Source organism: Klenkia terrae (assembly GCF_037083865.1).
GTDB lineage: Bacteria > Actinomycetota > Actinomycetes > Mycobacteriales > Geodermatophilaceae > Klenkia > Klenkia terrae.
This window is the reverse complement of sequence record NZ_JBAPLV010000004.1, coordinates 60,496-85,778: the sequence shown is the minus strand read 5'-3', so window position 1 is coordinate 85,778 and position 25,283 is coordinate 60,496. Positions and strand designations below refer to the sequence as shown.

The window sequence follows — 25,283 nt, the reverse complement described above, 5'->3', positions numbered from 1 at the left end:
CCGGGGCGATGACCGAGACACGCAGGACCAGGGTCGCCGTCGTCTTCGGCGGGCGCAGCGCGGAGCACGCGATCTCCTGCGTCTCCGCCGGCAGCGTGATGGCCGCGCTCGACCCCGAGCGCTACGAGGTGGTCCCGGTCGGGATCACCCGCGAGGGCGGCTGGGTGCTGCACGACGGCTCCCCGCTGGCCATCTCCGGCGGCCGGCTGCCCGAGGTCACCGGCGGGACGGCGGTGTCCCTGGTCGGCGACCCGGCCGGCCGCGGGCTGTCGGTGCTGGAGCCGGGCGAGGCGTTCGGCCGGCTGACCGACGTCGACGTGGTGTTCCCGGTGCTGCACGGCGCCTACGGCGAGGACGGCACCATCCAGGGCCTGCTGGAGATGAGCGGGCTGCCCTACGTGGGCTCCGGCGTCTTCGCCTCGGCGGCGTCCATGGACAAGGAGTTCACCAAGAAGCTGCTCACCGCGGCCGGCATCACCCAGGGCGACCACGTCGTGCTGCGCGACGCCGCGGGGGCGCTCACCACCGACCCGTCGGCGCTGTCGGCCAGCCAGCGCGAGCGGCTGGGGCTGCCGGTGTTCGTCAAGCCCTCGCGGGCCGGGTCCAGCATCGGCATCACCAAGGTCTCGGACTGGGCGGACTTCGACGCCGCCGTGGCCACCGCCGCCGCCGTGGACACCAAGGTCGTCGTGGAGGCCGCCGTCCCCGGCCGCGAGGTGGAGTGCGGCGTCCTCGCCGCCGTCGGGGGCGGGTTGCCCGACACCAGCCTGCCCGCGGAGATCCGGCTCAAGGCCGGCGTCGACTGGTACGACTTCGACGCCAAGTACCTCGACGACGCCGTCGACTTCGACGTGCCCGCCGACCTGACGCCCGAGCAGACCGCCGCCGTGCAGGAGGTCTCCCGCCGGGCCTACCTCGCGCTGGACTGCCGCGGCCTGGCCCGGGTGGACTTCTTCCTCGGCACCGACCCGGTCACCGGCGCCGACCAGCTGGTGGTCAACGAGGTCAACACCATGCCCGGCTTCACGCCCATCTCGATGTTCCCGCGCATGTGGGCGGCCTCCGGCGTCACCTACCCCGAGCTGGTCGACCGGCTCGTCGCCGGCGCCCTCGCCCAGGGGTGACCCGCCGGCTCGGTCTCGTGCTGGTCGGGCTGCTGGCCACCGGGTGCTCTGCAGCGGTCCCGGGCACGGCCACGCCGGTGGCCACCGCCAGCGTGGGGGGCCTGCCCGGCGACGCGGCCGGGCTCGGCGACCTGGTGCTCACCGACGTCCCGTCCGGCCTGCCGCGGGTCCCCGACGACGAGCTGGACCCGCCCGCCGGGCCCAAGACGCTGGACGACGTGGCCGGCTACGCCGACGACGCGCAGCGCGAGGCCGACGTGCTCACCGACTACGGCTACCGCTGGGGCTGGGAGCGGTTCTGGCGCGAGGAGGGCGGCCTCACCTCGGTCTTCCTCGACCAGTTCGACGGGACGACGGGCGCGGCCTCCTACGCCGCCGACCTCGCCCGCAACGACACCGACTACTACGGCGGCAACCCCGACCGCACCCCCGCGCAGCTCCCCGACGGCTGCGCCACCCTGTCGGTGGACGAGCCGGCCGAGGAGAGCGGGCTGACCGGGCCGGCCGCCTTCGCCTGGTGCGCACACGGCCCGTTCACCGTGTCGGTCGCGGTCGTCGGCGACACCTCCGACGCCGCGCTCGCCGAGGTGGAGGACCTGGTCGACGAGCAGCTGGACCGGCTGCCCCGCGGCTGAGCGGGGCGGAACGGTCAGCCCAGCGAGACCCCGTCCAGGTAGTGCCAGCGACCGGCCACCTTGGTGAACCGGCTGTGCTCGTGCTGGGCGTCCCGCCCCCCGTCGGCGCGGTAGGAGGCGCGGAACTCCACGGTGCCCTCGGCCGCCAGCAGGCCGCCGCCCTCGACGGCCAGCACGTCCAGGCCCAGCCAGCGGGTGTCCCCGTCGAGGTCCAGCGACGGCGGTCGGGTGTCGGGGTGCCAGGTCGCCAGCAGGTACGCAGCGTCGCCGACGACGAAGGCGCTGTAGCGCGAGCGCATGAGCTGCTCGGCGGTGCCCGCCGCGGCGGTCCCGTCGTGCAGCCGGCCGCAGCACTCGCCGTAGGTGAGCCCGGTCCCGCAGGGACAGCGCTGGGTCACCGGGGCTGCGGCTCGGCGTACGGGATCGCCCCGGCGATGACCGGGCTCAGCAGGGTGGGGATGGACCCGTCCTGGCTGGCCGGCACCGAGATCTCCACCGGGACCGTGCGGTCGACCGCGGTCCACACGTTGACCGTGGGGTCGGTGGTGTCGACGAACCACTGGACGCCGTTGACCTGGATCAGCTGGGGCCCACCCACGACGAACCCGGCCGGGGCGTCGGCGCCGCAGATCAGCACCTGCGCCGGGTCGCCCCAGGCGTGGGCGTAGGGCGAGTCCGAGTCGACACGTCGACTCGTCGACCCGGCCAGCTCCAAGGGGAGCTGGCTCATCAGCGCGGGGCAGGCGGCGTCGGCCTCGGGCGTGATCGGCGGGGTCTCCACCTCGACCGGGCTCTCATCGCGCTGGGTCGGGGTGGCCCCCGAGACGTCGGCCGCGGCATCGTCGTCCGAGCTGCCCGGGCCGAGGACCCGGATCAGCACCAGCAGCACGATGACCACCGGCACGGCGACCGCGGTGGCCACGATCGCCGCCCGCCGGACCGGGTCCGGCGGGGCCGGGGCGTCGATGCTCTCGGCCTCGACGGTGTCGGTGCTGTCGGCGCTGTCGGGCTCGGTGGTGCCCGGGTCGGGCTGGTCGCTCAGCGGACCGGCCTCAGAGGTTGACGACGGGGCAGGTCAGCGTGCGGGTGATCCCGTCGACCGACTGCACCCGCGCGACGACCAGGCGACCGAGCTCGTCGACCGAGCCGGCCTCGGCGCGCACGATCACGTCGTAGGGGCCGGTGACGTCCTCGGCCTTGGTGACGCCGTCGATCCCGCTGATGGTCTGGGCGACCGCGGCGGCCTTGCCGACCTCGGTCTGGATCAGGATGTAGGCGTGGACCACTGGAGAACCCTCCTCGGGCAGGGCGGCGCTGCCGCCGGACGGCGGCCTGGACGGCAACGTACCCCAGCGACCGGGAGCGCCCGGTGACGCGCCCTCGCCCCCCGGCGGGCACCGCGGACACCGTCGGCGAGGTGGGGGAGTTCGCCGTCGTCGACCGGGTCGTGGCCCGGGCCGGGACGGCCGCGCTGGCCGACGTCGGGCCCGGGGACGACGCCGCCGTCGTCCGCACCCCGGACGGCCGCGTGGTGGCCAGCACCGACGTCCTGGTGGAGGGCCGGCACTTCCGCCGGGACTGGTCCTCGGCGGAGGACGTCGGGCACAAGGCCGCGGCCGCCAACCTCGCCGACGTCGCCGCGATGGGTGCGGTGCCCACCGCGCTGCTGGTCGGGCTGGCCTGCCCGGCCGGCACGCCGACGAGCTGGCTGGAGGGCGTGGCCACCGGGATGGCCGCCGAGTGCGCACCGCACGGCGCCGCCGTCGTCGGCGGGGACACCGTGGCCAGCGCCCCGGACAGCGCGTCGGTCGTGCTGTCGGTGACCGTGCTCGGCGACCTGCAGGGTCGCGCCCCGGTCACCCGGGACGGCGCCCGGCCGGGGGACGTCGTGGCCGTCGCCGGTCGGCTGGGCTGGTCGGCGTGCGGGTGGGCGGTGCTCCGCCGCGGGTTCACCTCACCGCACGGGCCGGTCACCGCGCACCGCCGTCCGACCCCGCCCTACGCCGCCGGGCCGGCGGCCGCCGACGCCGGCGCCACCGCGATGTGCGACGTGAGCGACGGCCTGCTGGCCGACGCCGGGCACCTGGCCGCGGCGTCGGGGGTGCTGCTGGACCTGGACCGCGGCACCCTGGAGTCCTTCGTGGACCCGGCCGGGCAGCTGGCCCAGGTGGCGGCCGCGACGGGGGTGAACCCGTTGGGCTGGGTGCTGACCGGCGGGGAGGACCACGCCCTGCTGGCCACCTTCCCGGCGGCCGCCGACCTGCCGGCCGGGTTCGTCCGGATCGGTGTCGTGGAGGCCGGGCCGCCCGGCGTCCGGGTCGACGGCATCGACGGGGCCGACGTCGCCGAGGGGCTGGGGGAGGGCACCGGGCATGTCTCCTTCTGAGGGGCTGGTGCTGCGCGCCGCCGGCTACGACGACCCGCAGGTGCAGCAGATGGTCGAGGCGGTCCAGCAGGAGTACGTCGTCCGGTACGGCGGCCGCGACGCCATGGAGGTCGACCCCGCCGAGGTGCTGCCGCCGGCCGGGCTGCTGCTGGTCGCCGAGGTCGACGGCCGCGCGGTCGGGTGCGGGGCCTGGCGGGTGCACGACGCCGGGACCGTCGAGGTCAAGCGGATGTACGTGGCACCGGAGGCCCGCCGTCGCGGCGTCGCCGACGCCTTGCTCACCCGCCTGGAGGCCACCGCGGCGGCGGCGGGCCACCGGCGGGTGGTGCTCAACAGCGGTGACCGGCAACCCGAGGCGCTGGCGCTCTACGCCCGTGCCGGGTACACACCGGTCGCCGGGTACGGGGTCTACGCCGACGCGCCGGGCGCGGTGTTCCTGGGCAAAAACCTGGAGGAGGGGTCCTGATGGGGATCGTGACGGTGTCGGCCACGTTCGGCTGCGGTGGTGCGGAGATCGCCCCGGCGATCGCGGAGCGGCTGGGGCTGCCGTTCCACGACCGGGTCATCCCGGCCCAGGTCGCGCTGCGGCTGGGGGTGCCGGTCGAGGAGGCCGAGGCCAACGACGAGAGCGTCGTGCGCGGGCTGTGGCGGGTGGTGGCCTCGCTGGGCACCATGCCCGACCCGGTCGGCGGCGTGCTGCCGGCCTCCGCGGTGCCCGACGAGCGCAGCTACCGGGAGCAGACCGACCAGGTGGTCACCGACATCGCCGACGGCGCCGGGGGAGTGGTGCTGGGCCGGGCCGCCGCGCTGGTGCTCGGGGACCGCCCCGACGCGCTGCACGTCCGCCTCGACGGCCCGGAGCGCCGCCGGCTGCGGGCCGCGGTGGCCCACCTGGGCCGTCCCGAGGACCAGGTCCGGCGGGAGCTGGTGGCCGCCGACCGGGCCCGCACGGCCTACGTGCGGCACTTCCACCGCTGCGACCCCGCGGAGGCCCGGCACTACCACCTGGTGCTGGACTCCACGGTGCTCGACCACGACCTGGTCGTCGACCTCGTCGTGGCGGCGGCCCGGTCCCGGGGGATCAGCGGGTCAGCAGCGGGAGCATGACGTCGTCGACGACCTCCTGGGCCAGGTCGTCGTCCAGCGGTCGACCGAGGACCAGCCAGCGCTGCATCACCACGGCCGGCCCGGCCTCGGCCGCGGCCGTGCCGAGGCGCGTGGGGTCGAGCTCGCCGCGGGCGACCGCGGCGCCGAAGACCTGGCGGAAGGTGTCCCGCCAGACCCCCAGCGAACCCTCCTGGAAGGCCGCGGCCAGGTCCGGCTCGTGCGGCAGCACGCCGATCAGTGCCCGCGAGGCGTCCCCGAGCGGTCCGCGCAGCGTGAGGACCATGGCCCCGACCACCTCGAGCAGGTCGCCGCGGAGGGTGCCGGTGTCCGGTGCGGCGGCCTCGCCGCGGTTGAGCTCCCCGATGGTCTCGGCGACCATCTGCACCCGGGAGGACCACCGCCGGTAGATGCTCGCCTTGCCCACCTTGGCGCGGGCGGCCACGGCGTCCATGGAGATGCCGTCCCAGCCGCGCTCGGCCAGCAGCTCGAGGACGGCGGTCTTCACGGCCTCGTCGACGGCGGGGTCGCGGCGCCGACCGGGTCGGGCGGGGCTGTCGGGGGCGGGCTCGGGGTCACGGCGGAACTGCACTGCGCCGACGCTAACCGCTTAACTGCAGCAGGGCACGTCGGCCCGGAACGCCGACGACCCCGGTCACCGAGGTGACCGGGGTCGTCGTGGCATCCCTCCCGGAGGAGGGGCGGCCGTCAGCTGCGGGTGAGCTTGCCAGCCCGGATGCAGCTCGTGCAGGCGTTCACGCGACGGCGGGTGCCGTTGCCGACGACAGCCTTGACGGCCTGGATGTTCGGGTTCCAACGGCGCGGCGTCCGGCGGTGCGAGTGAGACACCGACATGCCGAAACCGGGCCCCTTGCCACACACGTCGCACACGGCAGCCACGGTCGATCACTCCTAGAGAAGACGTTCAGAAGGCGCGGGGTACGAGCCACCCGCGCGGATTGCTGGTCCACTGTAGCCGGTCCGCGCCCGGCGCGGTCGGCGGGCCCGTGGTGTCGGTGGCCACCGGTAGCCTCCGGCACGTGCTCACGGCGCTGGACGAGGCCGCGGTCGGCCGCTGGAGCCGCACCGCTGTCGATGCGCTGCGCGCGGCCCGGGGCCGGCTCGACGAGCTGAACGTCTTCCCCGTGCCCGACGGGGACACCGGCACGAACCTGCTGCTCACCGCGCAGGCCGCCGCCGAGGCCGCCGAACCCGGTGAGGACACCGGCACGGGTGATCCCGAGTCGGTCTGGACCCGGTGGGCCCGGGGCGCCGTGCTCGGCGCGCGCGGCAACTCCGGGGCGATCCTCGCCCAGCTGCTGCGCGGTCTGGCCGACGAGCTCGCCGGCGCCGGCGCCGTCGACGGCTCCACGTTCGCCCGGGCGCTGCGCCGGGCGGCAGGCACGGCCTACGAGGCCGTCGCCGAGCCCACCGAGGGCACCTTCCTCACCGTCGCCCGGTCGGCCGCCGAGGCGGCCGGGGCGGCGGTGGACCAGGGCCGGGCGGCGCTGGCCGAGGTGGTCCGGGCGGCGGCCGACGGCGCCCGCCGGGCCCTGCACGGCACCACCGACCAGCTCGCTGCGCTCCGCGACGCCGGGGTCGTCGACGCCGGGGGAGCCGGTTGGTGCGTGGTGCTGGACGCCCTGGTCACCACCGTCACCGGCACCGAGCCCGACCGCCCCCCGCTGGCCCGCCGTCCGCAGCGGCCGCACCGCCACGACGCCGGGCCGGGCGTGCAGCGCCCCGGCGCCGACCCCGGCAGCGAGGTCCAGTTCCTGCTCGCCGACTCCTCCGACACCGCTGTCGAGCGGCTGCGCACCGAGCTCGGCTGGCTGGGCGACTGCCTGGTGGTCGTGGGGGTGGACACCCCGACCGGGCGGGAGTGGAACGTCCACGTCCACGTGCACGACGTGGGCGCGGCCATCGAGGCCGGCATCCGCGCCGGCCGGCCGCACCAGATCGCGGTCACCGCGCTGGCCCCGGTCCGGCTGCCCGCCGCCGTCGCCGGGGTGCGCGCCACGCTGGCCCTGGTGCCCGACGGCCCGGCGGCCGAGGGCCTCGCCGAGCTGTTCGGCGGCGAGGGCGTCCAGGTGCTCGTGGTGCAGCTGCCCCAGGACCGCGACGACACCGCAGCGGCCGACGCCGTGCAGGACGCCGTCGCGCAGGCCGTGCTGGCCTCCGGTGCCGCCGACGTGGTCGTGCTGCCCGACGACCCGCTGCTGGTCGGCCCGGTGTCCCGGGCGGCCGCCGCGGTGCGCGGCGAGGGCCGCGACGTCGCCGTGGTGCCCACCCGCTCCCCGGTGCAGGGCCTGGCCGCGGTGGCGGTGGCCGACCCGGGACGGCGCTTCGCCGACGACGTGATCTCCATGACCGAGGCGGCCTCGGCGACCCGGTGGGCCGAGGTGGTCCTGGCCGACACCGAGGCGCTCACGTCGGCCGGCCGCTGCCACCCCGGCGACGCGCTCGGCGTGGTCGAGGGCGACGTCGTGGTGATCGGCGGCGCCCAGCTGACCGTCACCTGCGACCTGCTGGACCGGCTGCTGGCCGGCGGCGGCGAGCTGGTGACCCTGCTGGGCGGGCGGCTGGCCGAGGCCGCGGCCGCCCACCTGGCGGCCCGGCACCCCACGGTCGAGGTGTCCGTGCACCCGCTGGGTCAGGGGGCCCGTCCGCTGCTGATCGGGGTGGAGTGACCGTGCTGACCCTGGACACCCCGCTGACCAAGGTGGTCGGCGACCGCACCGCGAAGGCGATGGCCGACGAGCTGGAGCTGCAGACGGTCCGCGACCTGGTGCGGCACTACCCGAGCCGCTACGCCCGCCGCGGCGAGATGACCAAGCTGACCGACCTGCAGGTCGGGGACCGGGTGACCGTGCTCGGCCAGGTGCGCAAGGTCGACACCCGGCCGATGAAGAACCGGCGCGGCAGCATCACCGAGATCACCGTCGGCGACGGCGACAGCTCGATGCGGCTGGTCTTCTTCAACCACAAGCACGCCCGCCTGGCCGTCGGCGCCTGGGGCCTGTTCGCCGGCACGGTCAGCAGCTGGCACGGCCAGCTGCAGTTCAACCACCCCGACTGCCAGCTCCTGGACGAGTCCACCGACGCCCAGGAGTGGGCCACGGCGATGCTGCCGATCTACCCGGCCAGCAAGAGCGTGTCGAGCTGGGTGCTGCAGAAGTCGCTCAAGCTGGTCCTGGACTCCCCGGCCGCGGCCGACCAGCTGATGGCCGAGGACCCGGTGCCCGCGCCGGTGCGCGCCCGGCACGGGCTGATGTCCCTGGCCACCGCGATCTGGCTCAAGCACCACCCCGAGACCCCCGAGGACGTCGAGCGCGCCGACCACCGCCTCAAGTGGGACGAGGCACTCGTCCTGCAGGTGACCCTGGCCGCCCGGCGGCGCGCCGCGGCCCTGGAGCCCGGCATCGCCCGGCCCCGCCGGGCCGGGGGACTGGCCGACTCCGTGGACGCGCTGCTGCCCTTCGAGCTCACCGACGGCCAGCGCGAGGTCGGTGACGCGCTGGAGGCCGAGATCGGCCGGGAGCAGCCGATGCACCGGCTGCTGCAGGGCGAGGTCGGGTCGGGCAAGACCGTCGTCGCGCTGCGGGCCATGGCCCAGGTCGTCGACGCCGGCGGGCAGGCCGCGCTGCTGGCGCCCACCGAGGTGCTGGCAGCGCAGCACGCCCGGGGCATCGCCGGGCTGCTGGGCCCGCTGGGCCGGTCCGGGGAGCTGGACGGCGACCCCGACGGCACCCGGGTCACCCTGCTGACCGGCTCGCTGCGGACGGCGGCCCGTCGGGCGGCGCTGGCCGAGGTGGCCGACGGGCGGGCCGGCATCGTCGTCGGCACCCACGCGCTGCTGTCCGAGGGCGTGGAGTTCGCCGACCTCGGCCTCGTGGTGGTCGACGAGCAGCACCGGTTCGGCGTGGAGCAGCGCGACCGGCTGCGGGCCAAGGGCCAGCGGCCCCCGCACGTGCTGGTGATGACCGCGACCCCGATCCCGCGCACCGTCGCCATGACCGTCTACGGCGACCTGGAGACGCTCACCCTGCGCCAGCTGCCCGCCGGCCGCGGCGGGGTGAGCAGCTCGGTGGTGCCGGTGCGGGAGAAGCCGGCCTGGCTGGACCGCGCCTGGCAGCGGGTCCGCGAGGAGGTGGCCGAGGGCCGGCAGGCCTACGTGGTCTGCCCGCGGATCGGGGACGACGAGAAGGCCGACGAGCGGCCGGAGGACGCCGACGGCGCACCCGAGGGCGGTGCGGACGGCGGGAGCGAGCGGCGCCCGCCGCTGGCCGTGCTCGACGTCGCCGAGCAGCTGCGCGGCGGCCCGCTGGCCGGGCTGCGGGTCGAGGTGCTGCACGGCCGGCTGACCCCCGAGGAGAAGGACGCCCGGATGCGGGCCTTCGCCCAGCGGGAGGTCGACGTGCTGGTCGCCACCACGGTGATCGAGGTCGGCGTCGACGTGCCCAACGCGACCGTCATGGTCGTCATGGACGCCGACCGGTTCGGCGTCAGCCAGCTGCACCAGCTGCGCGGCCGGGTGGCCCGCGGCCGGCACCCGGGGCTCTGCCTGCTGGTCAGCGAGGCGCCCGTGTCGTCCTCGACGGGGGTGCGGTTGGCCCAGGTCGCGGCCACCACCGACGGCTTCGAGCTGGCCCGGCTGGACCTGGAGACCCGCCGGGAGGGCGACGTGCTCGGCGCCGCCCAGTCCGGCCGGCGCTCGGGGGTCAAGCTGCTGTCGCTGCTGCACGACGAGGAGCTGATCGCTGCGGCCCGGTCCGAGGCCGCCGACCTGCTCGAGTCCGACCTGGGCCTGGCCGAGCACCCCGAGCTGGCCGCGGCCGTCGCCGCCCTCAACGCCGGGGACCGCGCCGACTGGCTGGAGCGGGCATGACCCGGATCATCGCCGGCACCGCCCGCGGCCGGGTGCTCAAGGTGCCGGCCAGCGGGGTGCGGCCGACCGGCGACCGGGCCCGCGAGGCGCTGTTCAACAGCCTCGGGTCGCTGCTGGACCTGCCCGGGGCCCGGGTGCTGGACCTGTACGCCGGGTCCGGGGCCCTCGGGCTCGAGGCGCTCTCCCGCGGGGCCGCCGAGGCCGTGCTGGTCGAGTCCGGCCCGAAGGTGCTGCCGGTGCTGCGGGCCAACATCGCCGCGCTCGGCCTGCCCGGCGCCTCGGTGGTGGCCGGCTCGGTCCCCGCGGTCGTCGGCCGACCGGCGTCCGCGCCGTTCGACCTGGTGGTCGCCGACCCGCCCTACGCGGTCGAGCCCGACGTCGTGCTGGGGGTGCTGGCCGCCCTGTCGACGGGGGGCTGGCTGGCCCCCGAGGCGGTCGTGGTGGTCGAGCGACCGTCCCGCGAGCAGCCCTGGGAGTGGCCGACACCCCTGGTCGGTCTGCGCGACCGCCGCTACGGGGAGGCCCTGCTCCGGTACGGTCGCGCACCGTGAGGGCAGCATGAGGCGGGCGGTCTGCCCCGGGTCGTTCGACCCGGTGACCAACGGGCACGTCGACGTCATCACCCGGGCCGCGGCGCTCTACGACGAGCTCGTCGTGGCCGTGCTGGTGAACCCCGGCAAGGCCGGGCTCTTCGACGTCGAGGAGCGGATGGCCCTGCTGCGCGAGGCCACCGCCGGCCTGGCCAACGTCACCGTGGACTCCTTCAGCGGCCTGCTGGTGCAGTGGTGCACCGCGCACGACGTGCCGGTGATCGTCAAGGGCCTGCGGGCGGTCGGGGACTTCGAGTACGAGCTGCAGATGGCCCAGATGAACCGCGAGCTGGCCGGGATCGAGACGCTCTTCGTGCCCACCGCGCCCCAGGTCGGCCACCTGTCCTCCAGCCTGGTCAAGCAGATCTCCGCCTTCGGCGGGGACGTCTCGCACCTGGTGCCGCCGGGGGTCAACGCCCGGCTGGTGGCCCGGCGCGAGGAGGAGGGGGAGTCGTGACCGAGGTCGTGTACCGGTTGTACGAGGTCGTCGACGAGCTGGCCTCGGTCATCGAGAACGCCCGCAGCGTGCCGATGTCCTCGTCGTGCATGGTGCCGCGGGACCACCTGCTGGACCTGCTCGACGACCTTCGCGAGGGGCTACCCGAGGAGGTGCAGCAGGCCGGCGCGATCGTCGAGCAGCGCACCGAGATCCTCGAGCAGGCCCAGGCCGAGGCCGAGCGGCTCACCGGCCGCACCCGCACCGAGGCCGAGACGGTGGTGAGCACCGCCCGCCGCCAGCGCGACGAGCTGATCGGCACCGCCCGGCGCCAGCGCGACGAGCTGATCACCCAGGCCCAGGCCGAGGTCGAGGACCTGCTGTCCCGCGCCGAGGCCGAGGCCGACCGGATCCTGGCCGAGGCCGACCGGCAGGCCGCCGAGCTCCTGGCCGACGGCCGGGCGCAGCACGCGGCCCTGGTCGCCGCCGGGCAGGCCGAGCACGACCGCCTGGTCACCGAGACCGAGGTCTACCGCGGCGCGGTGGACCGGTCCGACGAGCTGGGCCAGCAGACGGCTGCGGAGGTCGCCCGGATGCGCACCGAGGTCGACGAGTACGTCGACAGCCGGCTGGCCGACTTCGGCACCACGCTGGGCCACATGGTGCGCTCGGTCGAGGCCGCCCGCGGCCAGCTGCGCCAGCCCTGACCCCGTCCACCGCACCGGGCCGCCCGGTGTAACCTGGGCTGCTCCCGCATGCGCTGCCCTGCACGCCCTGCGGTGACACCTGCCCCCGAGCACAGAGAATCCGTCATGCCTGCTGCCCCCTCGCCCCGCCGAGGCGCCGCGTCCCCCGACGCCCGGCGCCCCGGAGCCGACCCCTGGAAGGTCGACCTGCGCGAGCTGGGTCGCCGCGCCGGGTCGATGCGCGACTGGGAGAAGACCGTGCCGGCGTCCGAGCGCTGGGGCATCGAGATGATCGGCGTGCCCCAGGGCGCCCCCGTCGAGCTGCACCTGCGGCTCGAGTCGGTCATGGAGGGCGTCCTCGTCACCGGCGAGGTCGACGCCCCGGTCACCGGGCAGTGCGCCCGCTGCCTCGAGCCGGTCGAGGACACCCTGCACCTGGACGTGCAGGAGCTCTTCGCCTACGAGGGCAGCACCACCGAAGCCACCAGCGAGGAGGACGAGGTACGCCGGATCGACGGCGAGCGCCTCGACCTCGCGCCGCTGGTCCGGGACGCCGTCGTCCTGGCCCTGCCGCTCTCGCCCACCTGCACCCCGGACTGCTCGGGTCTGTGCGTCGACTGCGGACTGCGGCTCGACGACCTCCCGGCCGACCACACGCACGAGGTGCTCGACCCACGTTGGGCCGGGCTCGCCGACCGTTTCACCCCGTCTAAGGAGAACTGACCGTGGCTGTCCCGAAGAGGCGCACGTCGCGCTCGAACACCCGCTCGCGTCGCTCGCAGTGGAAGGCCACGGCCCCCACCCTCGCGCCGTGCCCGAACCGCGCGTGCGGCGAGCTCAAGCCCCCGCACATCGCGTGCCCCACCTGCGGCCAGTACGACGGCCGCCAGGTCATCGCGGTCTGACCCTGCTGGACCAGCACGATCCCGTCGTGACCGGAGACGCCCTCCCCGGGGGTGCCGAGCACGCCGACCGGGCCGCCGACTGGCTGCGTGACGCCCTGGGCGTCACGTTGCCCGGCGGCCTGTTGGCGTTGGCGCTGACCCATCGGTCCTTCGCCTACGAGAACGGCGGGCTGCCGACCAACGAGCGCCTGGAGTTCCTCGGGGACTCCGTGCTCGGCCTGGTCGTCACCGACGAGCTCTACCGCAGCCAGCCCGACCTGCCCGAGGGCCAGCTGGCGAAGCTGCGGGCCTCGGTGGTCAACATGACCTCGCTGGCCGGCGTGGCCCGGCTGCTGGGCGAGGGCGGCATCGGCCCGCACCTGCTGCTGGGCCGGGGCGAGACGGCCACCGGCGGCCGGGACAAGGAGTCGATCCTGGCCGACGCCCTCGAGGCGCTGCTGGGGGCGATCCACCTCGGGCTCGGGCTGGACGCCGCCGCCGCGATCGTGCACCGGCTGTTCGACCCGCTGCTCGTGGAGTCCGCGACGCTGGGCGCCGGCCTGGACTGGAAGACCAGCCTGCAGGAGCTGGGGTCGGCCCGGGGGCTGGGTGCACCGGTCTACCTGATCGAGTCCGAGGGACCCGACCACGCCAAGTCCTTCACCGCCACCGTGCTGCTGGCCGACGAGCCCCGCGGCGACGGGCACGGCCGGACCAAGAAGGCCGCCGAGCAGATGGCCGCCCAGAACGCCTGGCGTGCCCTGTCGGCGACCGGCACCGCGAAGGGCTGAGCGAGGTGCCCGAGCTCCCCGAGGTCGAGGTGGTCCGGCGCGGGCTGGAGCGCTGGGTGGCCGGCCGCACCGTCGCCACCGCGCAGGTCCTGCACCCCCGCGCCGTCCGCCGGCACCTGGAGGGGGCCGACCACTTCGTCGCCGACCTGACCGGGGCGACCGTGACCGGCGCGCACCGGCGCGGCAAGTACCTGTGGCTGCCGCTGGCCCGCGACGGGGTCGCCACCGGCCGGGTGCTGGTCGGCCACCTCGGCATGAGCGGCCAGCTGCTGGTGGAGAAGCCGACCGAGCCGCTGGAGAAGCACCTGCGGGCGCGGTTCACCTTCACCGACGGCGGCCGTGAGCTGCGCTTCGTCGACCAGCGCACCTTCGGCGGGCTCGCCGTCGAGGACGCCGGGCCCGAGGGCCTGCCCGGCCGGCTGCAGCACATCGCGGTCGATCCGCTGGTCGAGGAGTTCGACGTCGACGCGTTCGCCGCGGCGCTGCGCCGCCGGCGCACCGATGTCAAGCGGGCCCTGCTGGACCAGACGCTGATCGGCGGGGTGGGCAACATCTACGCCGACGAGTCGCTGTGGCGAGCGAAGCTGCACGGTGCCCGGCCGACCGAGAAGCTGACCCGCGCCCAGGTGGTGGACCTCGTCGAGGGCGTGCAGGACGTGCTGCGGGAGTCCCTGGCCCAGGGCGGCACCTCCTTCGACTCCCTGTACGTCGACGTCAACGGCCAGAGCGGGTACTTCTCCCGGTCGCTGGCGGTCTACGGCCAGGTGGACCGGCCGTGCCCGCGCTGCGGCACGCCGATCCGCCGGGAGTCGTTCATGAACCGGTCGAGCTACAGCTGCCCGACCTGCCAGCCGCGACCGAGGGCCCGACGGTCGTGACCCGCCGGGTGGTCGCCCTGGTCTCCGGCGAGGTGCAGGGCGTGGGCTACCGCTGGTTCGTCCGGGGTCTGGCGGGGGAGCGCGGGCTGGCCGGGTCCGCGACCAACCTGGCCGACGGTCGGGTGGAGGTGGTCCTGGAGGGGGCGGACGACGACGTGCGCGCCGTCGTGGACGCGCTGACCGGGCCGGGGGCCGCCGGTGCGCCGCGGGACGTCGCCCTGACCGATCAGGACCCCGTGGGCGAGGAGGGCTTCACCACCGGCTGAGCGGCGTGAGGCAGACGACACGACCGCGACACGGTGAACGCCTGACCACGGCGTTGACCTCGGGACGGGGGGCTGTCACCCTGGCAGCACCAGCCCGCGTTCCCGGTCCCCGGACGCCGCGGGACCACCCGTACGTCGAAAGGCCGTTGTCGTCATGGCCAAGGCCCTCATCGGATCCGTCGTCGCCCCGCGCGACCTGCGCGTCGCGGAGGAACTCGCCGCCCTGCGCGGCCGGGTACGCCGCCTGGAGGCGGAGGTGGCCGAGCTGCGCGCCGAGCGCGACGAGCGCATCGCCCACGAGCTGCTGACCATGGCCCACCCCGAGGTCGAGCCCGCCCTCTCCCGGTAGTTTTGGCCCCGTCCCGAGGCTCGCCGCGAGCCTGCGAGTGGTGAGGAGGACGGGGTCCTGTTTCTGTCGAGCCTGACGCTCAAGGGCTTCAAGTCCTTCGCGTCGGCGACGACCCTCCGGCTCGAGCCGGGCATCACCGCCGTCGTCGGACCCAACGGCTCGGGCAAGTCCAACGTCGTGGACGCCATCGCCTGGGTGCTCGGCGAGCAGGGCGCCAAGAGCCTGCGCGGCGGCAAGATGGAGGACGTCATCTTCGCCGGCACCGCCGGCCGTGCGGCGCTGGGCCGGGCCGAGGTGACGCTCACCATCGACAACGCCGACGGCGCGCTGCCGATCGACTACGCCGAGGTGGCGATCACCCGCCGGATGTACCGCTCCGGCGAGAGCGAGTACGAGATCAACGGCGACAAGGTGCGCCTGCTCGACGTGCAGGAGCTGCTCAGCGACTCCGGCATCGGCCGCGAGATGCACGTCATCGTCGGCCAGGGCCAGCTCGACGCCGTCCTGTCCGGCCGCCCGGAGGACCGCCGCGGGTTCATCGAGGAGGCCGCCGGCGTCCTCAAGCACCGCAAGCGCAAGGAGAAGGCGCTCCGCAAGCTCACCTCGATGCAGGCCAACCTGGACCGGCTGGCCGACCTCACCACCGAGCTGCGCCGTCAGCTCAAGCCGCTGGGCCGGCAGGCCGAGGTGGCCCGCCGGGCGGCCGGCATCCAGGCGGACCTGCGCGACGCCCGGCTCCGGCTGCTCGCCGACGACCTGGTCGCGCTGCGCACCGCGCTGGACGCCGACGTGGCCGACGAGACCGCGGCCCGCGAGCAGCGCTCCCGGGTCGAGGCCGACCTCGCCGCCGCGAGCGGGCGGCAGGCCGCGCTGGAGGCGGCGCTGGCCGCCGACGCCCCGGCGCTGACCGCTGCCCAGGACACCTGGTTCGGGCTCTCCACGCTGGCGGAGCGGTTCCGCAGCACCGCGCAGCTGGCCGGTGAGCGGCACCGGCACCTGTCGGCCCCGGTCGCCGTCCCGGCCGGCCGGGACCCCGACGCCCTCGACGAGGAGGCCGGCCGGGTGGAGGTCGCCGAGGTCGAGCTGGCCGACCAGCTGGCCACCGAGCGGAACCGGCTGACCGCCGCCACCGCGGCCCGCACCGACCTGGACGCCGCCCTGGCCGTCGCCGAGCGCGAGCTGGTGACCGCGGCCCGCGCGCTGGCCGACCGCCGCGAGGGCCTGGCCCGGCTGTCCGGCCAGGTCGCCGCAGCCCGATCGCGGACCGCGGCCGGGGAGGCCGAGGTCGAGCGCGCCACCCAGGCAGCCCGGGAGGCGCAGGCCCGCGCGGACGACGCCGCGGACCGGCTGGCCGCGGCCGGTCCGGAGGTCGAGCCCGAGGACGACGGCGCCGAGGAGTCGCTGCCCCAGGTGCGGGCGCACGAGACGGCGCGGGCGGCCCAGGTCGAGGCGGCCCGGGAGGTCACCCGGCTGGCCGACGCCGAGCGCGCCGCCGAGCGGGAGCGCGGCGCGGCCCGGGCCCGCCGGGATGCCCTGGCGCTCGGGCTGGCCCCGGTCGACGGCGCGGCCGCCGTCCTGGCCGCGGCCGACGACGGGGCGCTGGGCGGGGTGGCCGGCCCGCTGGCCGCCCGGCTGGCCGTGCACCCCGGGGACGAGGTGGCCGTCGCCGCCGCGCTCGGCGGGCTCGCCGAGGCCCTGGTGGTCACCGGGCCGCGGGCGGCCGCCGACGCGCTGGCCCACCTGGCCGACACCGCGGCCGGCCGGGTCGGCCTGCTGGTCGCCGGACCGGGGGAGGACGCCGTCCCGACCGCGCACGGCCCGCTCCCGGACGGCGCGCGGTGGGCGCTGGACCTGCTGGACGCCCCGGACGACCTGCGCCCGGCGCTGACCCGGGTGCTGGACCGGGCGGCCGTGGTGGCCGACCTCGCCGCCGCGGTCGCGCTGGTCACCGCCCGGCCCGACCTGCGCGTGGTGACCGCGGCCGGTGACTCGCTGGGGGCCGGCCGGGCGACGGGCGGCCAGCCGGATGCGCCCTCGGGCCTGGAGGTCCGCGCCCGGGTGGACGCCGCCGACGGTGACCTGGGCCGGGCCACCGCGCACGCCCGGGACCTCGCCGAGCAGCTGGCGCCGGCGCAGGTGGCGCACCGCGCGGCGACCGCCGCGGTCGAGGCGGCCGCCACGGCCCGCCGGGACGCCGAGCGGGAGCGCGCCGCCCGGGACCGGGAACGCGCCGGGCTGAGCGCCGACCTGCGCTCCGCCGTCGCGGAGGCGCAGCGCGCGGACGCCGCGCTGGTGCGGGCCGAGCAGGGGCTGGAGCAGGCGGCGGTGGCCGAGGCCGGGCTGGCCGACCGGCTCGCCGCGGCCGAGGCCGAACCGGTCCCCGACGAGCCCTCCCCGGCGCAGCGCGACCAGCTGCGGGCCGAGGTCGCTGCCGTGCGGGTCACCGAGACCGAGGCCCGGCTGGGCGTCCGCACCGCCGAGGAGCGGGCCCGGTCGCTGCACGGCCGCGCGGAGTCGCTGCGCCGGCAGGCCCGCCAGGAACGGGCCGCCCGCGAGCGCGCCGAGCAGGCCCGCCGCACCCGGGCGCAGGGCGCCGCGGTGGCCGCCGAGGTGCGGGCCGGCGCCGAGCACGCACTGGTGGTGCTGGGGACCTCCCTCGAGCTGGCGGTCGCCGAGCGCGACGCCCTGGCGGCGGCCCGGACCGGGCGGGAGGCGGATCTGCTCGCCGTCCGCACCCGGGTCCGTGAGCTGACCGCCGACCTGGACCGGCTGACCGGCGAGGTGCACCGCGACGAGGTGGCCCGCGCCGAGCAGCGGCTGCGCATCGAGTCGCTGGAGACCCGGGCGGTGGAGGAGCACGGCATCGAGCTCGACCAGCTCGTCGCCGACTACGGCCCCGCCGCCCCGGTCCCGGTGCCCGGCCCGCACCCCGACGACGAGCCCGAACCCGAGCCGGTGCCCTACGTCCGGGCGGTGCAGGAGCGCCGGGCGGCCGCGGCCGAGCGGGACCTCGCGGCGCTGGGCCGGGTCAACCCGCTCGCGCTGGAGGAGTTCGCCGCGCTGGAGGAGCGCAGCGCGTTCCTCACCACCCAGCTGGAGGACCTGCGGGCCACCCGCCGGGACCTGCTCACCGTCGTCCGTGAGGTCGACGACCGGATCCACGAGGTGTTCGCCGCGGCCTTCGCCGACGTGCAGCGGGAGTTCGAGCAGGTCTTCCAGACGCTGTTCCCCGGCGGTGAGGGCCGGCTGACCCTGACCGACCCCGAGGACCTGCTGACCACGGGCGTGGAGGTGGAGGCGCGGCCGCCGGGCAAGAAGGTCAAGCGGTTGTCGCTGCTGTCCGGCGGGGAGCGGTCGCTGACCGCCGTCGCGCTGCTGGTCGCGATCTTCCGGGCCCGGCCGTCGCCGTTCTACGTCCTCGACGAGGTCGAGGCGGCCCTGGACGACGTCAACCTCGGTCGCCTGCTGACCCTGGTGGAGCAGCTGCGGGACACCTCGCAGCTCATCGTGATCACCCACCAGAAGCGCACGATGGAGATCGCCGACGCGCTCTACGGCGTCTCGATGCGCGGCGACGGCATCACCGGGGTGATCAGCCAGCGCCTGCGCCCGGCGGGCTGAGCCCGCCCCCCGGGTCAGCCCGCGGGCTCAGCCCAGCAGCGCCCGGCGCAGCGCCTGCACCTGTGCGGTGGTGAAGTCGCGGGAGACCGGCGCGGACCGCTGCACGGCGTCGAAGCCGTGGTATGCGCCGGGCACCTCGACCAGCTCGACGTCGACGCCGGCCTCCCGCAGCCGGCGGGCGTGGGTGACGTCCTCGTCGTGGAAGAGGTCGTCGGTGCCGACGCCGATCCACGTCGGCGGCAGCCCGGCCAGGTCCTGCGCCCGCGCGGGCGCAGCGGTGGCCGGCACCTCGGTGCGGCCGCCCAGGTAGGCCGACCAGCCGAAGCGGTTGGACCCCGGGGTCCAGATCCGCACCGCGCTGGTGTCCAGGTCGGTCCGGGTGGTCGTCCGGTCGTCGAGCATCGGGTAGACCAGCAGCTGGAACGCCAGCTCGACGCCCCGCTCCCGGGCCAGCAGGGCGGCCCCGGCGGCCAGGTTGCCGCCCGCGCTGGCACCCCCGACGGCCACCCGGCCGGCGTCGACGTCGGCCCGGCCGACGAGCCAGGTGAGCGCGGTCCAGCAGTCCTCCAGCGGCACCGGGTACGGGTGCTCCGGCGCCAGCCGGTACTCCACCGACGCGACCACCGCGCCCAGCTCCTCGCTCACCCGGCGGCAGAACACGTCGTCGGTCGCGGCGGTGCCCAGCACCAGGCCGCCGCCGTGCACCCACAGCAGGGCCGGGAACGGACCCGGGCCGGCGGGCCGGAACAGCCGGACCGCGACGTCGGGCGACACCGGGACGACGGGCACCCGGCCGTCGGGGCGGGCCAGCCGGCCCAGCGTGCGGACCACGCACAACGACCGGGGGCCCAGGGACACCCGGGGGAACCGGCGGGCGGCCTGCAGGTCGGGGTGGAACGGGGGCATCGCGGTCAACCGATCTCGAGGTCGAGCTGGAGGGGGTGGTGGTCCGAGCAGGTCGAGCCGTCCAGCACCTCGGCGCCGCGGACGCCCACGCCGGGGGAGACCCAGACCTGGTCGATCCGGACGCGGGGACTGCGGGCCGGGTGGGTCAGGCCCTGCTCGCGCTTCCACAGCTGCCAGCCGCTGGCCTGGTCGGCGCGGGAGCCGGCGGCCTGCCAGCCGTCGCGCAGCCGCTGCCGCAGCGGGGCCAGCTCGGGCGCCGTCGGCCCGCAGTTCAGGTCACCGACGACGACCGCGGGTCCCTCGGCCGGGAGCAGCCCCACCAGGGCCTCGGCCTGCGCCGCCCGCGCCCGGGCGGACTGGCTGGACAGGTGCGTGGTCACCACGGTCAGCGCGCTGCTGCCCAGCCCCAGCAGCGCCCGGACGGCGCTGCGCGGCTCGCCCTCGCCCGGCAGCGCCAGCACCTGCTCGTCGAGGACCGGCAGCCGGGACAGCAGCGCGTTGCCGTACCGCCGCGCGGGGGCGCCGGCGACGCCCTTCTCGATCGCCGAGGCCCAGACCAGCTCGCGGTCCAGCGCCCGGGACAGCACCTCGGCCTGGTCGACGTCCTCGCTGCGCGGCCCGAAGTTCCGGTCCACCTCCTGCAGGCAGACGACGTCGGCGTCGGTGCGCTGCAGCAGCTCGGCGACCCGCACCAGGTCGTGGCGGCCGTCGTCGCCGACGCCGTGTCGGATGTTGAACGTGACCAGCCGGAGCGCCGCCATGGCCCCACCTTCCCAGGCGCGCCCGGCCGGGGCGATGTTGCATGGGGGCATGCGCATCTTCTTCACCGGCGGCTCCGGCAAGGCCGGGCACCACGTGGCCCCCTACCTGGCCGACCAGGGCCACCAGGTCACCAACGCCGACCTGACCCCGCTGCGGCACGAGGGCATCGCCGACCTGCGGGTCGACCTGACCGACCTGGGTCAGACGTACTCCGCGCTGGCTGGGGCCGCGCGCCCGGCGGAACTCGACCTGCCCGCGGTGCCGGCCTACGACGCCGTCGTCCACTTCGCCGCCGTCCCGGCGATCCTGCTGTCCGCCGACGCGACGACCTACGCGACCAACGTGCTGAGCACCTACAACGTGCTGGAGGCGGCCACCCGGCTGGGCATCGGCAAGGTGGTGTTCGCCTCCTCGGAGACCACCTACGGCATCTGCTTCGCCCAGGGCGAGCGCCGTCCGCAGTACCTGCCCGTCGACGAGGAGCACCCCACGGTGCCCGAGGACTCCTACGCGATGAGCAAGGTGGCCGGCGAGGTCACCGCGCGGTCGTTCCAGGCCCGCACCGGGGCCGACGTGTACGGGCTGCGGGTCAACAACGTGATCGAGCCGCACGAGTACGAGCAGCTGTTCCCGGCCTTCCTCGCCGACCCTGCGCTGCGCCGGCGCAACGTCTTCTCCTACATCGACACCCGCGACCTGGGCCAGTTCGTCCAGCGCTGCCTCACCACCGACGGGCTGGGCTACGAGGTGTTCAACGTGGCCAACGCCGACACCTCCGTGGCCGCGACGACCGAGGAGGTCCGGGAGCGGTTCTACGACGGCGTCGAGCTGCGCCGGGAGATGGGCCCGCACGAGACCTTCTACTCGATCGAGAAGGCCCGCCGGCTGCTCGGCTTCCAGCCGCAGCACTCCTGGCGCGACGTGCTGGCCGACCCGCGGGCCTGAGCCCGGGCCGGCAGCGGCTCAGGCGAGCTCGGTGTCCAGCACCCGGGTGAACACCGGCGCCCCGTCGTCGTCCCGGCTGGTGGCCCACAGCCGGAACCGGGCGTCCCGGCCCTGGAACACCAGCTCGCCCAGCTCGTTGCCGAAGAACGGCCCGGCCTGCTTGCGCCACTCCAGGCCGGTGCGGGGCACCCGGGCGGCCTTGGTGATCGAGCCGGTGAGCGCCCGGGCCCAGCGGCTCCAGCCGATCCGGAAGCCGATCTCGATGGCGTGCGGTGCCTGGTTGTGCAGGGGCGACACCGTCAGCTGGTGCACCCGCCCGGTCAGCCCGCCGGGGGCGACCAGCTCGGCGGCGTAGGCGTGGTGCACGTCACCGGACAGCACCAGGGTGGTCGCCGGGGCCGGCCCCGCCTCGCCGCGGGCGACCGAGACCAGCAGGCGGCCCAGCCGCTCGAAGGACTGCCCGAACGCCGCCCAGTGCTCCAGGTCCGCGGCCTGGCGCAGCTTCTCGGCCAGCCGGCCCAGCAGGCGGCCGTGGTGCCGGACGGCGAGCGTCTCGTCCCACCGCTCGATGTCGTGGATCGCGTGCGGCAGCAGCCACGGCAGCGACGTGCCGACCAGCACGTGCTCGACGCCGTCGGACACCGCCTCCCGCACCGCCTCCTCCACCCAGGTGAACTCGGCGTCGTCCAGGATCTGCCGGTCGCGCTCGGCCAGCACCCGGCCCGCCCGGCTGTCCACCATGACCAGCCGCACGTGGTCCCAGTGCCGCACGTAGCTCCAGCGGAACGCGGTCGGGTCGCCGTCGGCGCGCTCGGCCATCGCGGTGAGCATGGGCTCGGCGTCGTCGTGGCCCTGCATCTGCTGCCAGGTGTCGTTGGCGGCCAGCTCGGCCGGCGACAGGTTGCCCAGGTGCTGGTAGACGAAGTAGCTGGTCAGGCCGCCGGTGATCCGGGCGCGCCACCAGGGCTCGTCGACCACGGAGTCCCGCCAGGCCGCCGAGGTGTTCCAGTCGTCGATCATCTCGTGGTCGTCGAAGATCATGGCCGACGGGATGGTGGACAGCAGCCAGCGCACCTCGGGGTCGCCCCAGGACTCCCGGTACAGCCGGGTGTACTCATCGAAGTCGGCGACCTGGGTGCCCGGCGCCACCGACACGTCCCGGCGCCCGGCCAGCCACGCCTGGGTGGGCGGGGTCGTCTCGTCGGCGTAGACCTGGTCGCCCAGCAGCACCAGGGCGTCGGGCCACTCCGCCTCGTCCTGGCCGGCCAGCCGGGTCGCGTAGCAGTCCAGCGCGTCGGGCGGGATGCCGTCGCGGACGTCGACCGACGCGGGGGTGGCGTACCGGCAGGACCCGAAGGCGATCCGGAAGGGCCCGGGGCCGCCGGGCGTGCGGATCCGGCTGGGCGGGAAGGCCGAGTGCCGCGACGGCCACGCCGGGACGTCGTCGAGGTGCACCTCGTAGGGGGTCGTGCTGCCGGGGGCCAGGCCCTCGACCACGAGCAGCGCGAAGTGGTGGCCGCCCACGCAGAACGTGCGCGCGGTGGCGTCGAGGACCCGGACGGTGCACGCGCGGTCGGTCTCGACCCAGACGGTGGCGGACACCGGGTCCACGTGGCGGAGCAGGGGGCCGAGGACCAGCCGCGGGTTGTCGGGCACGCGACCAGCTTCCCGCACCGCACCCGGTGGCGCGCAGCGCGGGCTGGGAGACTGCTGTCCATGGAGTTCGTGATCATCGCCGTGGCGATCGTCGTCCTCGCCCTGCTCGTCGGGGCGGGGCTGCTGGTCGGCCGCGGCCGCCGCACCACCCGCCTGGACGACGACGCGGCCGCCGGCACGACGCTCACCCGGCCGCGCCCCACCGACGTCGTCCCCCCGGCGGCGCCACCGGCCACCGCGCCGCCGACCGGCACCCCGACCGACGAGGACGTCGTCCCGGTCGACCTGCCGCCGGCCGAGCCCGAGCCCGGGCTGGTCTTCGACGTCCCGCCGCCCTCGGCCGGTCGGCTGGTCCGGCTGCGCAGCCGGCTGGCCCGCTCGCAGTCCTCGCTGGGCCGCGGCCTGCTGACGGTGCTGGCCCGGGAGAAGCTGACCGAGGACGACTGGGAGGAGGTCGAGGAGACCCTCCTGGCCGCCGACGTCGGCGTGGCCGCCACCACCCAGATCGTGCAGCGGCTGCGCACCCAGTCCCTGGTGCTGGCCACCGGGGACGCCGGGGCGCTGCGGGAGCTGCTGGTCACCGAGCTGGCCGCCGTCCTCGGGCCGGACATGGACCGCACCCTGGCCACCGACCGCGAGCTCGACCGCCCCGCGGTGGTGCTGGTGGTCGGGGTCAACGGGGCCGGCAAGACCACCACCTGCGGCAAGATCGCCCGGGTGCTGGTCGGCGACGGGCGCAGCGTGCTGCTCGGTGCCGCCGACACCTTCCGCGCCGCGGCCGCCGACCAGCTGGAGACCTGGGGCGAGCGGGTCGGCGTCCCCACCGTGCGCGGGGCCGAGGGCGGCGACCCGGCCTCGGTCGCCTTCGAGGCGGTCAAGGTGGGCAAGGCCGCCGACGTCGACGCCGTCCTGATCGACACCGCCGGCCGGCTGCACACCAAGAGCGGCCTGATGGACGAGCTGGGCAAGGTCAAGCGGGTCGTGGAGAAGCAGAGCCCGGTCGACGAGGTGCTGCTGGTGCTGGACGCCACCACCGGCCAGAACGGCGTGGTGCAGGCCCGGGTGTTCACCGAGGCGGTCACCGTCACCGGGATCGTGCTCACCAAGCTCGACGGCACCGCCAAGGGCGGCATCGTGGTCTCGGTGCAGCGCGAGCTGGGGATCCCGGTGAAGCTGGTCGGGCTGGGGGAGGGGGCCGACGACCTGGCCCCGTTCGAGCCCCGCGCCTTCGCCGAGGCCCTGGTCGGTTAACCCGCGACCGGGTCCTGCTGCCAGCGGTCCTCGATCCGGCCGTAGCGCCAGACGGCCAGGGCCACCGCCCAGGTGACCACGAACAGGCCGACGATCGCGAAGCCGACGTAGTCCAGGTCCAGCGAGGCGATCCAGGCCAGCGGGCCGCCGTCGATGCCCAGCCGCTCCACCAGCAGCCCGATGAGCACCATCGTGCCGACGACCAGGGCCACCAGGACCGACAGCACCGTGATGGTCAGGTTGTAGAAGACCTTGCGGACCGGCTTGACCATCGCCCAGCCGTAGGCCCGGGTCATCAGGATGCCGTCGGCGGTGTCGAACAGGCTCATGCCGGCCATGAAGAGCACCGGCAGCACGACGATGGCGTACCAGGGCAGCACGAAGGCCGCGGAGCCGGCGATGAGCACCAGCAGGCCGACCTGGGTGGCGGTGTCGAAGCCCAGGCCCATGAGCAGGCCGACCGGGTACAGGTGCCAGGGCTCGGACACCCGCCGGGTCACCCGGCCCAGGATCCGCGCCATGAACCCGCGGTTGTGCAGGTGGTGCTCGAGCTGGGCCTCGTCCAGCTCGCCGGACCGCATGCCGCGGAACACCTTGGCGATGCCGACCACCGACACCAGGTTCATCAGCCCGATCAGCAGCAGGAACCCGCCGGCCACCAGGGTGCCGATCAGCCCCAGGGTCTGCGCGCTGGAGGAGTCGCCGTCCTGCATGACACCGGCCACCGACTCGACGCCCACCGCGAGCAGCACGCTGGCCACCAGCACCACCGACGAGTGACCCAGGGAGAACCAGAACCCGGTCCCGACGGCGGACCGGCCGTCGCCGACCAGCTTGCGGGTGGTGTTGTCGATCGTGGCGATGTGGTCGGCGTCGAAGGCGTGCCGGACGCCGAGCAGGTAGGCGGTCAGCCCGACCCCGACCCCGAGGACGCCGGCGCTGCCCAGCTCCAGCCGCTGCGGTGCTACGCCGAGGACGAGCACCCCCCAGCCGACGACGTGCAGCGCCACGACGACCAGGGTCATCACGGTGATGCTGCGCTTGTCCTGCGCGCTGAACCGTGCGCCCGTCGCGGGGCTGGTGGGCGACGTCGTCGCTGCCGTGGTCACGGCGGGACTCTAGTGC

General features: G+C 75.8%; 28 protein-coding genes. 19 read left to right on the top strand and 9 right to left on the bottom strand.

Translation table 11 applies throughout. The features are described 5' to 3' along the window. Positions 1 to 8: 8 nt before the first annotated feature. Both UXQ13_RS05950 and UXQ13_RS05945 read left to right on the top strand, forming a co-directional pair. Entirely contained in the window at positions 9 to 1,124 is a 1,116-nt protein-coding gene (locus tag UXQ13_RS05950; protein WP_225234909.1) for a D-alanine--D-alanine ligase family protein, read from the top strand. Continuing rightward, positions 1,121 to 1,759, top strand: coding sequence for a DUF7373 family lipoprotein (locus tag UXQ13_RS05945; protein ID WP_225234910.1), 639 nt, complete (start codon positions 1,121 to 1,123; stop codon positions 1,757 to 1,759). The genes UXQ13_RS05950 and UXQ13_RS05945 overlap by 4 nt, the downstream gene beginning before the upstream one ends. Before the next feature lie 14 nt (positions 1,760 to 1,773). On the opposite strand, the gene UXQ13_RS05940 is transcribed toward UXQ13_RS05945, so the two are convergent. The 3 genes from UXQ13_RS05940 to UXQ13_RS05930 all read right to left on the bottom strand — a co-directional run bounded on the left by UXQ13_RS05940 (position 1,774) and on the right by UXQ13_RS05930 (position 3,045). Next, positions 1,774 to 2,157, bottom strand: coding sequence for a YchJ family protein (locus UXQ13_RS05940; RefSeq protein ID WP_225234911.1), 384 nt, complete (start codon positions 2,155 to 2,157; stop codon positions 1,774 to 1,776). Next, positions 2,154 to 2,681, bottom strand: a complete 528-nt coding sequence (locus UXQ13_RS05935) for a DUF3515 domain-containing protein (RefSeq protein ID WP_225234912.1) — start codon at positions 2,679 to 2,681, stop codon at positions 2,154 to 2,156. The genes UXQ13_RS05940 and UXQ13_RS05935 overlap by 4 nt, the downstream gene beginning before the upstream one ends. Before the next feature lie 130 nt (positions 2,682 to 2,811). Further along, positions 2,812 to 3,045: an Lrp/AsnC family transcriptional regulator gene (locus tag UXQ13_RS05930; protein ID WP_091242759.1), complete on the bottom strand. Its 234-nt coding sequence runs from the start codon at positions 3,043 to 3,045 to the stop codon at positions 2,812 to 2,814. Positions 3,046 to 3,128: 83 nt separating this feature from the next. On the opposite strand from UXQ13_RS05930, the gene UXQ13_RS05925 reads away from it, so the two are divergent. Genes UXQ13_RS05925 through UXQ13_RS05915 form a run of 3 tightly spaced genes read left to right on the top strand, consistent with a single transcriptional unit; the run spans position 3,129 to position 5,252 of the window. Beyond that, positions 3,129 to 4,145 (top strand): thiamine-phosphate kinase, encoded by a 1,017-nt coding sequence (locus UXQ13_RS05925; RefSeq protein ID WP_336391937.1) that lies wholly within the window; start codon positions 3,129 to 3,131, stop codon positions 4,143 to 4,145. Next, entirely contained in the window at positions 4,132 to 4,611 is a 480-nt protein-coding gene (locus tag UXQ13_RS05920) for a GNAT family N-acetyltransferase (protein ID WP_225234914.1), read from the top strand. Before UXQ13_RS05925 ends, UXQ13_RS05920 begins: the two co-directional genes overlap by 14 nt. Next, positions 4,611 to 5,252: a cytidylate kinase-like family protein gene (locus UXQ13_RS05915; protein ID WP_225234915.1), complete on the top strand. Its 642-nt coding sequence runs from the start codon at positions 4,611 to 4,613 to the stop codon at positions 5,250 to 5,252. Before UXQ13_RS05920 ends, UXQ13_RS05915 begins: the two co-directional genes overlap by 1 nt. Here the strand turns inward: UXQ13_RS05915 and UXQ13_RS05910 are convergent. Both UXQ13_RS05910 and rpmB read right to left on the bottom strand, forming a co-directional pair. Then, positions 5,227 to 5,841, bottom strand: a complete 615-nt coding sequence (locus UXQ13_RS05910) for a TetR/AcrR family transcriptional regulator (RefSeq protein WP_336391936.1) — start codon at positions 5,839 to 5,841, stop codon at positions 5,227 to 5,229. The two genes, UXQ13_RS05915 and UXQ13_RS05910, sit on opposite strands and share 26 nt — an antisense overlap. 116 nt (positions 5,842 to 5,957) lie before the next feature. After that, positions 5,958 to 6,140 (bottom strand): 50S ribosomal protein L28, encoded by a 183-nt coding sequence (gene rpmB / locus UXQ13_RS05905; protein WP_455428610.1) that lies wholly within the window; start codon positions 6,138 to 6,140, stop codon positions 5,958 to 5,960. 149 nt (positions 6,141 to 6,289) lie between these two features. Between rpmB and UXQ13_RS05900 the strand changes: the two genes are divergently transcribed. The 12 genes from UXQ13_RS05900 (at position 6,290) to smc (ending at position 18,638) form a co-directional block, all read left to right on the top strand. Next, positions 6,290 to 7,939 carry a DAK2 domain-containing protein gene (locus UXQ13_RS05900; RefSeq protein WP_225234917.1) on the top strand — a complete coding sequence of 550 codons (1,650 nt, stop codon included), beginning with the start codon at positions 6,290 to 6,292 and terminating at the stop codon, positions 7,937 to 7,939. 2 nt (positions 7,940 to 7,941) lie between these two features. After that, a complete protein-coding gene (recG, locus tag UXQ13_RS05895; protein ID WP_336391935.1) occupies positions 7,942 to 10,137 on the top strand; it encodes an ATP-dependent DNA helicase RecG in 2,196 nt (731 codons plus the stop codon). Next, entirely contained in the window at positions 10,134 to 10,688 is a 555-nt protein-coding gene (gene rsmD, locus UXQ13_RS05890; protein ID WP_225234919.1) for a 16S rRNA (guanine(966)-N(2))-methyltransferase RsmD, read from the top strand. The genes recG and rsmD overlap by 4 nt, the downstream gene beginning before the upstream one ends. Before the next feature lie 7 nt (positions 10,689 to 10,695). After that, positions 10,696 to 11,184, top strand: a complete 489-nt coding sequence (coaD, locus tag UXQ13_RS05885; protein ID WP_225234920.1) for a pantetheine-phosphate adenylyltransferase — start codon at positions 10,696 to 10,698, stop codon at positions 11,182 to 11,184. Beyond that, the gene (locus tag UXQ13_RS05880) at positions 11,181 to 11,870 is read left to right on the top strand and encodes an SPFH domain-containing protein (protein WP_225234921.1); all 690 of its coding nucleotides are present in this window, start codon (positions 11,181 to 11,183) and stop codon (positions 11,868 to 11,870) included. Before coaD ends, UXQ13_RS05880 begins: the two co-directional genes overlap by 4 nt. Before the next feature lie 105 nt (positions 11,871 to 11,975). Beyond that, a complete protein-coding gene (locus tag UXQ13_RS05875) occupies positions 11,976 to 12,572 on the top strand; it encodes a YceD family protein (protein ID WP_225234922.1) in 597 nt (198 codons plus the stop codon). A gap of 2 nt (positions 12,573 to 12,574) precedes the next feature. Further along, positions 12,575 to 12,754: a 50S ribosomal protein L32 gene (gene rpmF / locus UXQ13_RS05870; RefSeq protein ID WP_225234923.1), complete on the top strand. Its 180-nt coding sequence runs from the start codon at positions 12,575 to 12,577 to the stop codon at positions 12,752 to 12,754. A 26-nt stretch (positions 12,755 to 12,780) separates the two neighbouring features. Next, entirely contained in the window at positions 12,781 to 13,524 is a 744-nt protein-coding gene (rnc, locus tag UXQ13_RS05865; RefSeq protein ID WP_225234924.1) for a ribonuclease III, read from the top strand. 5 nt (positions 13,525 to 13,529) lie between these two features. Continuing rightward, entirely contained in the window at positions 13,530 to 14,402 is an 873-nt protein-coding gene (gene mutM, locus UXQ13_RS05860) for a bifunctional DNA-formamidopyrimidine glycosylase/DNA-(apurinic or apyrimidinic site) lyase (protein WP_336391934.1), read from the top strand. Beyond that, complete coding sequence (locus UXQ13_RS05855; RefSeq protein WP_225234926.1) at positions 14,399 to 14,668, top strand: acylphosphatase; 270 nt, start codon at positions 14,399 to 14,401, stop codon at positions 14,666 to 14,668. The genes mutM and UXQ13_RS05855 overlap by 4 nt, the downstream gene beginning before the upstream one ends. Positions 14,669 to 14,822: 154 nt before the next feature. Beyond that, positions 14,823 to 15,017 carry a hypothetical protein gene (locus tag UXQ13_RS05850; RefSeq protein ID WP_225234927.1) on the top strand — a complete coding sequence of 65 codons (195 nt, stop codon included), beginning with the start codon at positions 14,823 to 14,825 and terminating at the stop codon, positions 15,015 to 15,017. Between the two features lie 57 nt (positions 15,018 to 15,074). Further along, entirely contained in the window at positions 15,075 to 18,638 is a 3,564-nt protein-coding gene (gene smc / locus UXQ13_RS05845) for a chromosome segregation protein SMC (protein ID WP_336391969.1), read from the top strand. 27 nt (positions 18,639 to 18,665) lie between these two features. Here smc and UXQ13_RS05840 read toward each other — a convergent pair whose 3' ends face one another. Both UXQ13_RS05840 and UXQ13_RS05835 read right to left on the bottom strand, forming a co-directional pair. Continuing rightward, the gene (locus UXQ13_RS05840) at positions 18,666 to 19,544 is read right to left on the bottom strand and encodes an alpha/beta hydrolase (RefSeq protein ID WP_336391968.1); all 879 of its coding nucleotides are present in this window, start codon (positions 19,542 to 19,544) and stop codon (positions 18,666 to 18,668) included. 5 nt (positions 19,545 to 19,549) lie between these two features. Further along, positions 19,550 to 20,305, bottom strand: a complete 756-nt coding sequence (locus UXQ13_RS05835) for an endonuclease/exonuclease/phosphatase family protein (RefSeq protein ID WP_225234929.1) — start codon at positions 20,303 to 20,305, stop codon at positions 19,550 to 19,552. A gap of 49 nt (positions 20,306 to 20,354) precedes the next feature. Here UXQ13_RS05835 and UXQ13_RS05830 point away from each other — a divergent pair, with 49 nt between their 5' ends. After that, positions 20,355 to 21,251, top strand: a complete 897-nt coding sequence (locus UXQ13_RS05830; protein WP_225234930.1) for an NAD-dependent epimerase/dehydratase family protein — start codon at positions 20,355 to 20,357, stop codon at positions 21,249 to 21,251. An 18-nt stretch (positions 21,252 to 21,269) separates the two neighbouring features. Here the strand turns inward: UXQ13_RS05830 and UXQ13_RS05825 are convergent, their stop codons facing one another. Then, positions 21,270 to 22,907: an alkaline phosphatase D family protein gene (locus UXQ13_RS05825; protein ID WP_225234931.1), complete on the bottom strand. Its 1,638-nt coding sequence runs from the start codon at positions 22,905 to 22,907 to the stop codon at positions 21,270 to 21,272. A 60-nt stretch (positions 22,908 to 22,967) separates the two neighbouring features. Here UXQ13_RS05825 and ftsY point away from each other — a divergent pair, with 60 nt between their 5' ends. Continuing rightward, complete coding sequence (gene ftsY / locus UXQ13_RS05820) at positions 22,968 to 24,158, top strand: signal recognition particle-docking protein FtsY (RefSeq protein ID WP_225234932.1); 1,191 nt, start codon at positions 22,968 to 22,970, stop codon at positions 24,156 to 24,158. Here ftsY and nicT read toward each other — a convergent pair. Beyond that, positions 24,155 to 25,267 carry a Nickel transporter NicT gene (nicT, locus tag UXQ13_RS05815; protein ID WP_225234933.1) on the bottom strand — a complete coding sequence of 371 codons (1,113 nt, stop codon included), beginning with the start codon at positions 25,265 to 25,267 and terminating at the stop codon, positions 24,155 to 24,157. The two genes, ftsY and nicT, sit on opposite strands and share 4 nt — an antisense overlap. Between the last annotated feature and the right edge of the window lie 16 nt (positions 25,268 to 25,283).

Bases quoted from the DNA above. Each gene is read 5' to 3' on its own strand.
- UXQ13_RS05950 (WP_225234909.1), top strand. From the start codon at position 9: ATGACCGAGACACGCAGGACCAGGGTCGCCGTCGTCTTCGGCGGGCGC.
- UXQ13_RS05835 (WP_225234929.1), bottom strand. From the start codon at position 20,305: ATGGCGGCGCTCCGGCTGGTCACGTTCAACATCCGACACGGCGTCGGC.
- UXQ13_RS05850 (WP_225234927.1), top strand. From the start codon at position 14,823: ATGGCCAAGGCCCTCATCGGATCCGTCGTCGCCCCGCGCGACCTGCGC.
- coaD (WP_225234920.1), top strand. From the start codon at position 10,696: ATGAGGCGGGCGGTCTGCCCCGGGTCGTTCGACCCGGTGACCAACGGG.
- UXQ13_RS05915 (WP_225234915.1), top strand. From the start codon at position 4,611: ATGGGGATCGTGACGGTGTCGGCCACGTTCGGCTGCGGTGGTGCGGAG.
- UXQ13_RS05830 (WP_225234930.1), top strand. From the start codon at position 20,355: ATGCGCATCTTCTTCACCGGCGGCTCCGGCAAGGCCGGGCACCACGTG.
- UXQ13_RS05840 (WP_336391968.1), bottom strand. From the start codon at position 19,544: ATGCCCCCGTTCCACCCCGACCTGCAGGCCGCCCGCCGGTTCCCCCGG.
- UXQ13_RS05920 (WP_225234914.1), top strand. From the start codon at position 4,132: ATGTCTCCTTCTGAGGGGCTGGTGCTGCGCGCCGCCGGCTACGACGAC.
- UXQ13_RS05875 (WP_225234922.1), top strand. From the start codon at position 11,976: ATGCCTGCTGCCCCCTCGCCCCGCCGAGGCGCCGCGTCCCCCGACGCC.
- rsmD (WP_225234919.1), top strand. From the start codon at position 10,134: ATGACCCGGATCATCGCCGGCACCGCCCGCGGCCGGGTGCTCAAGGTG.
- ftsY (WP_225234932.1), top strand. From the start codon at position 22,968: ATGGAGTTCGTGATCATCGCCGTGGCGATCGTCGTCCTCGCCCTGCTC.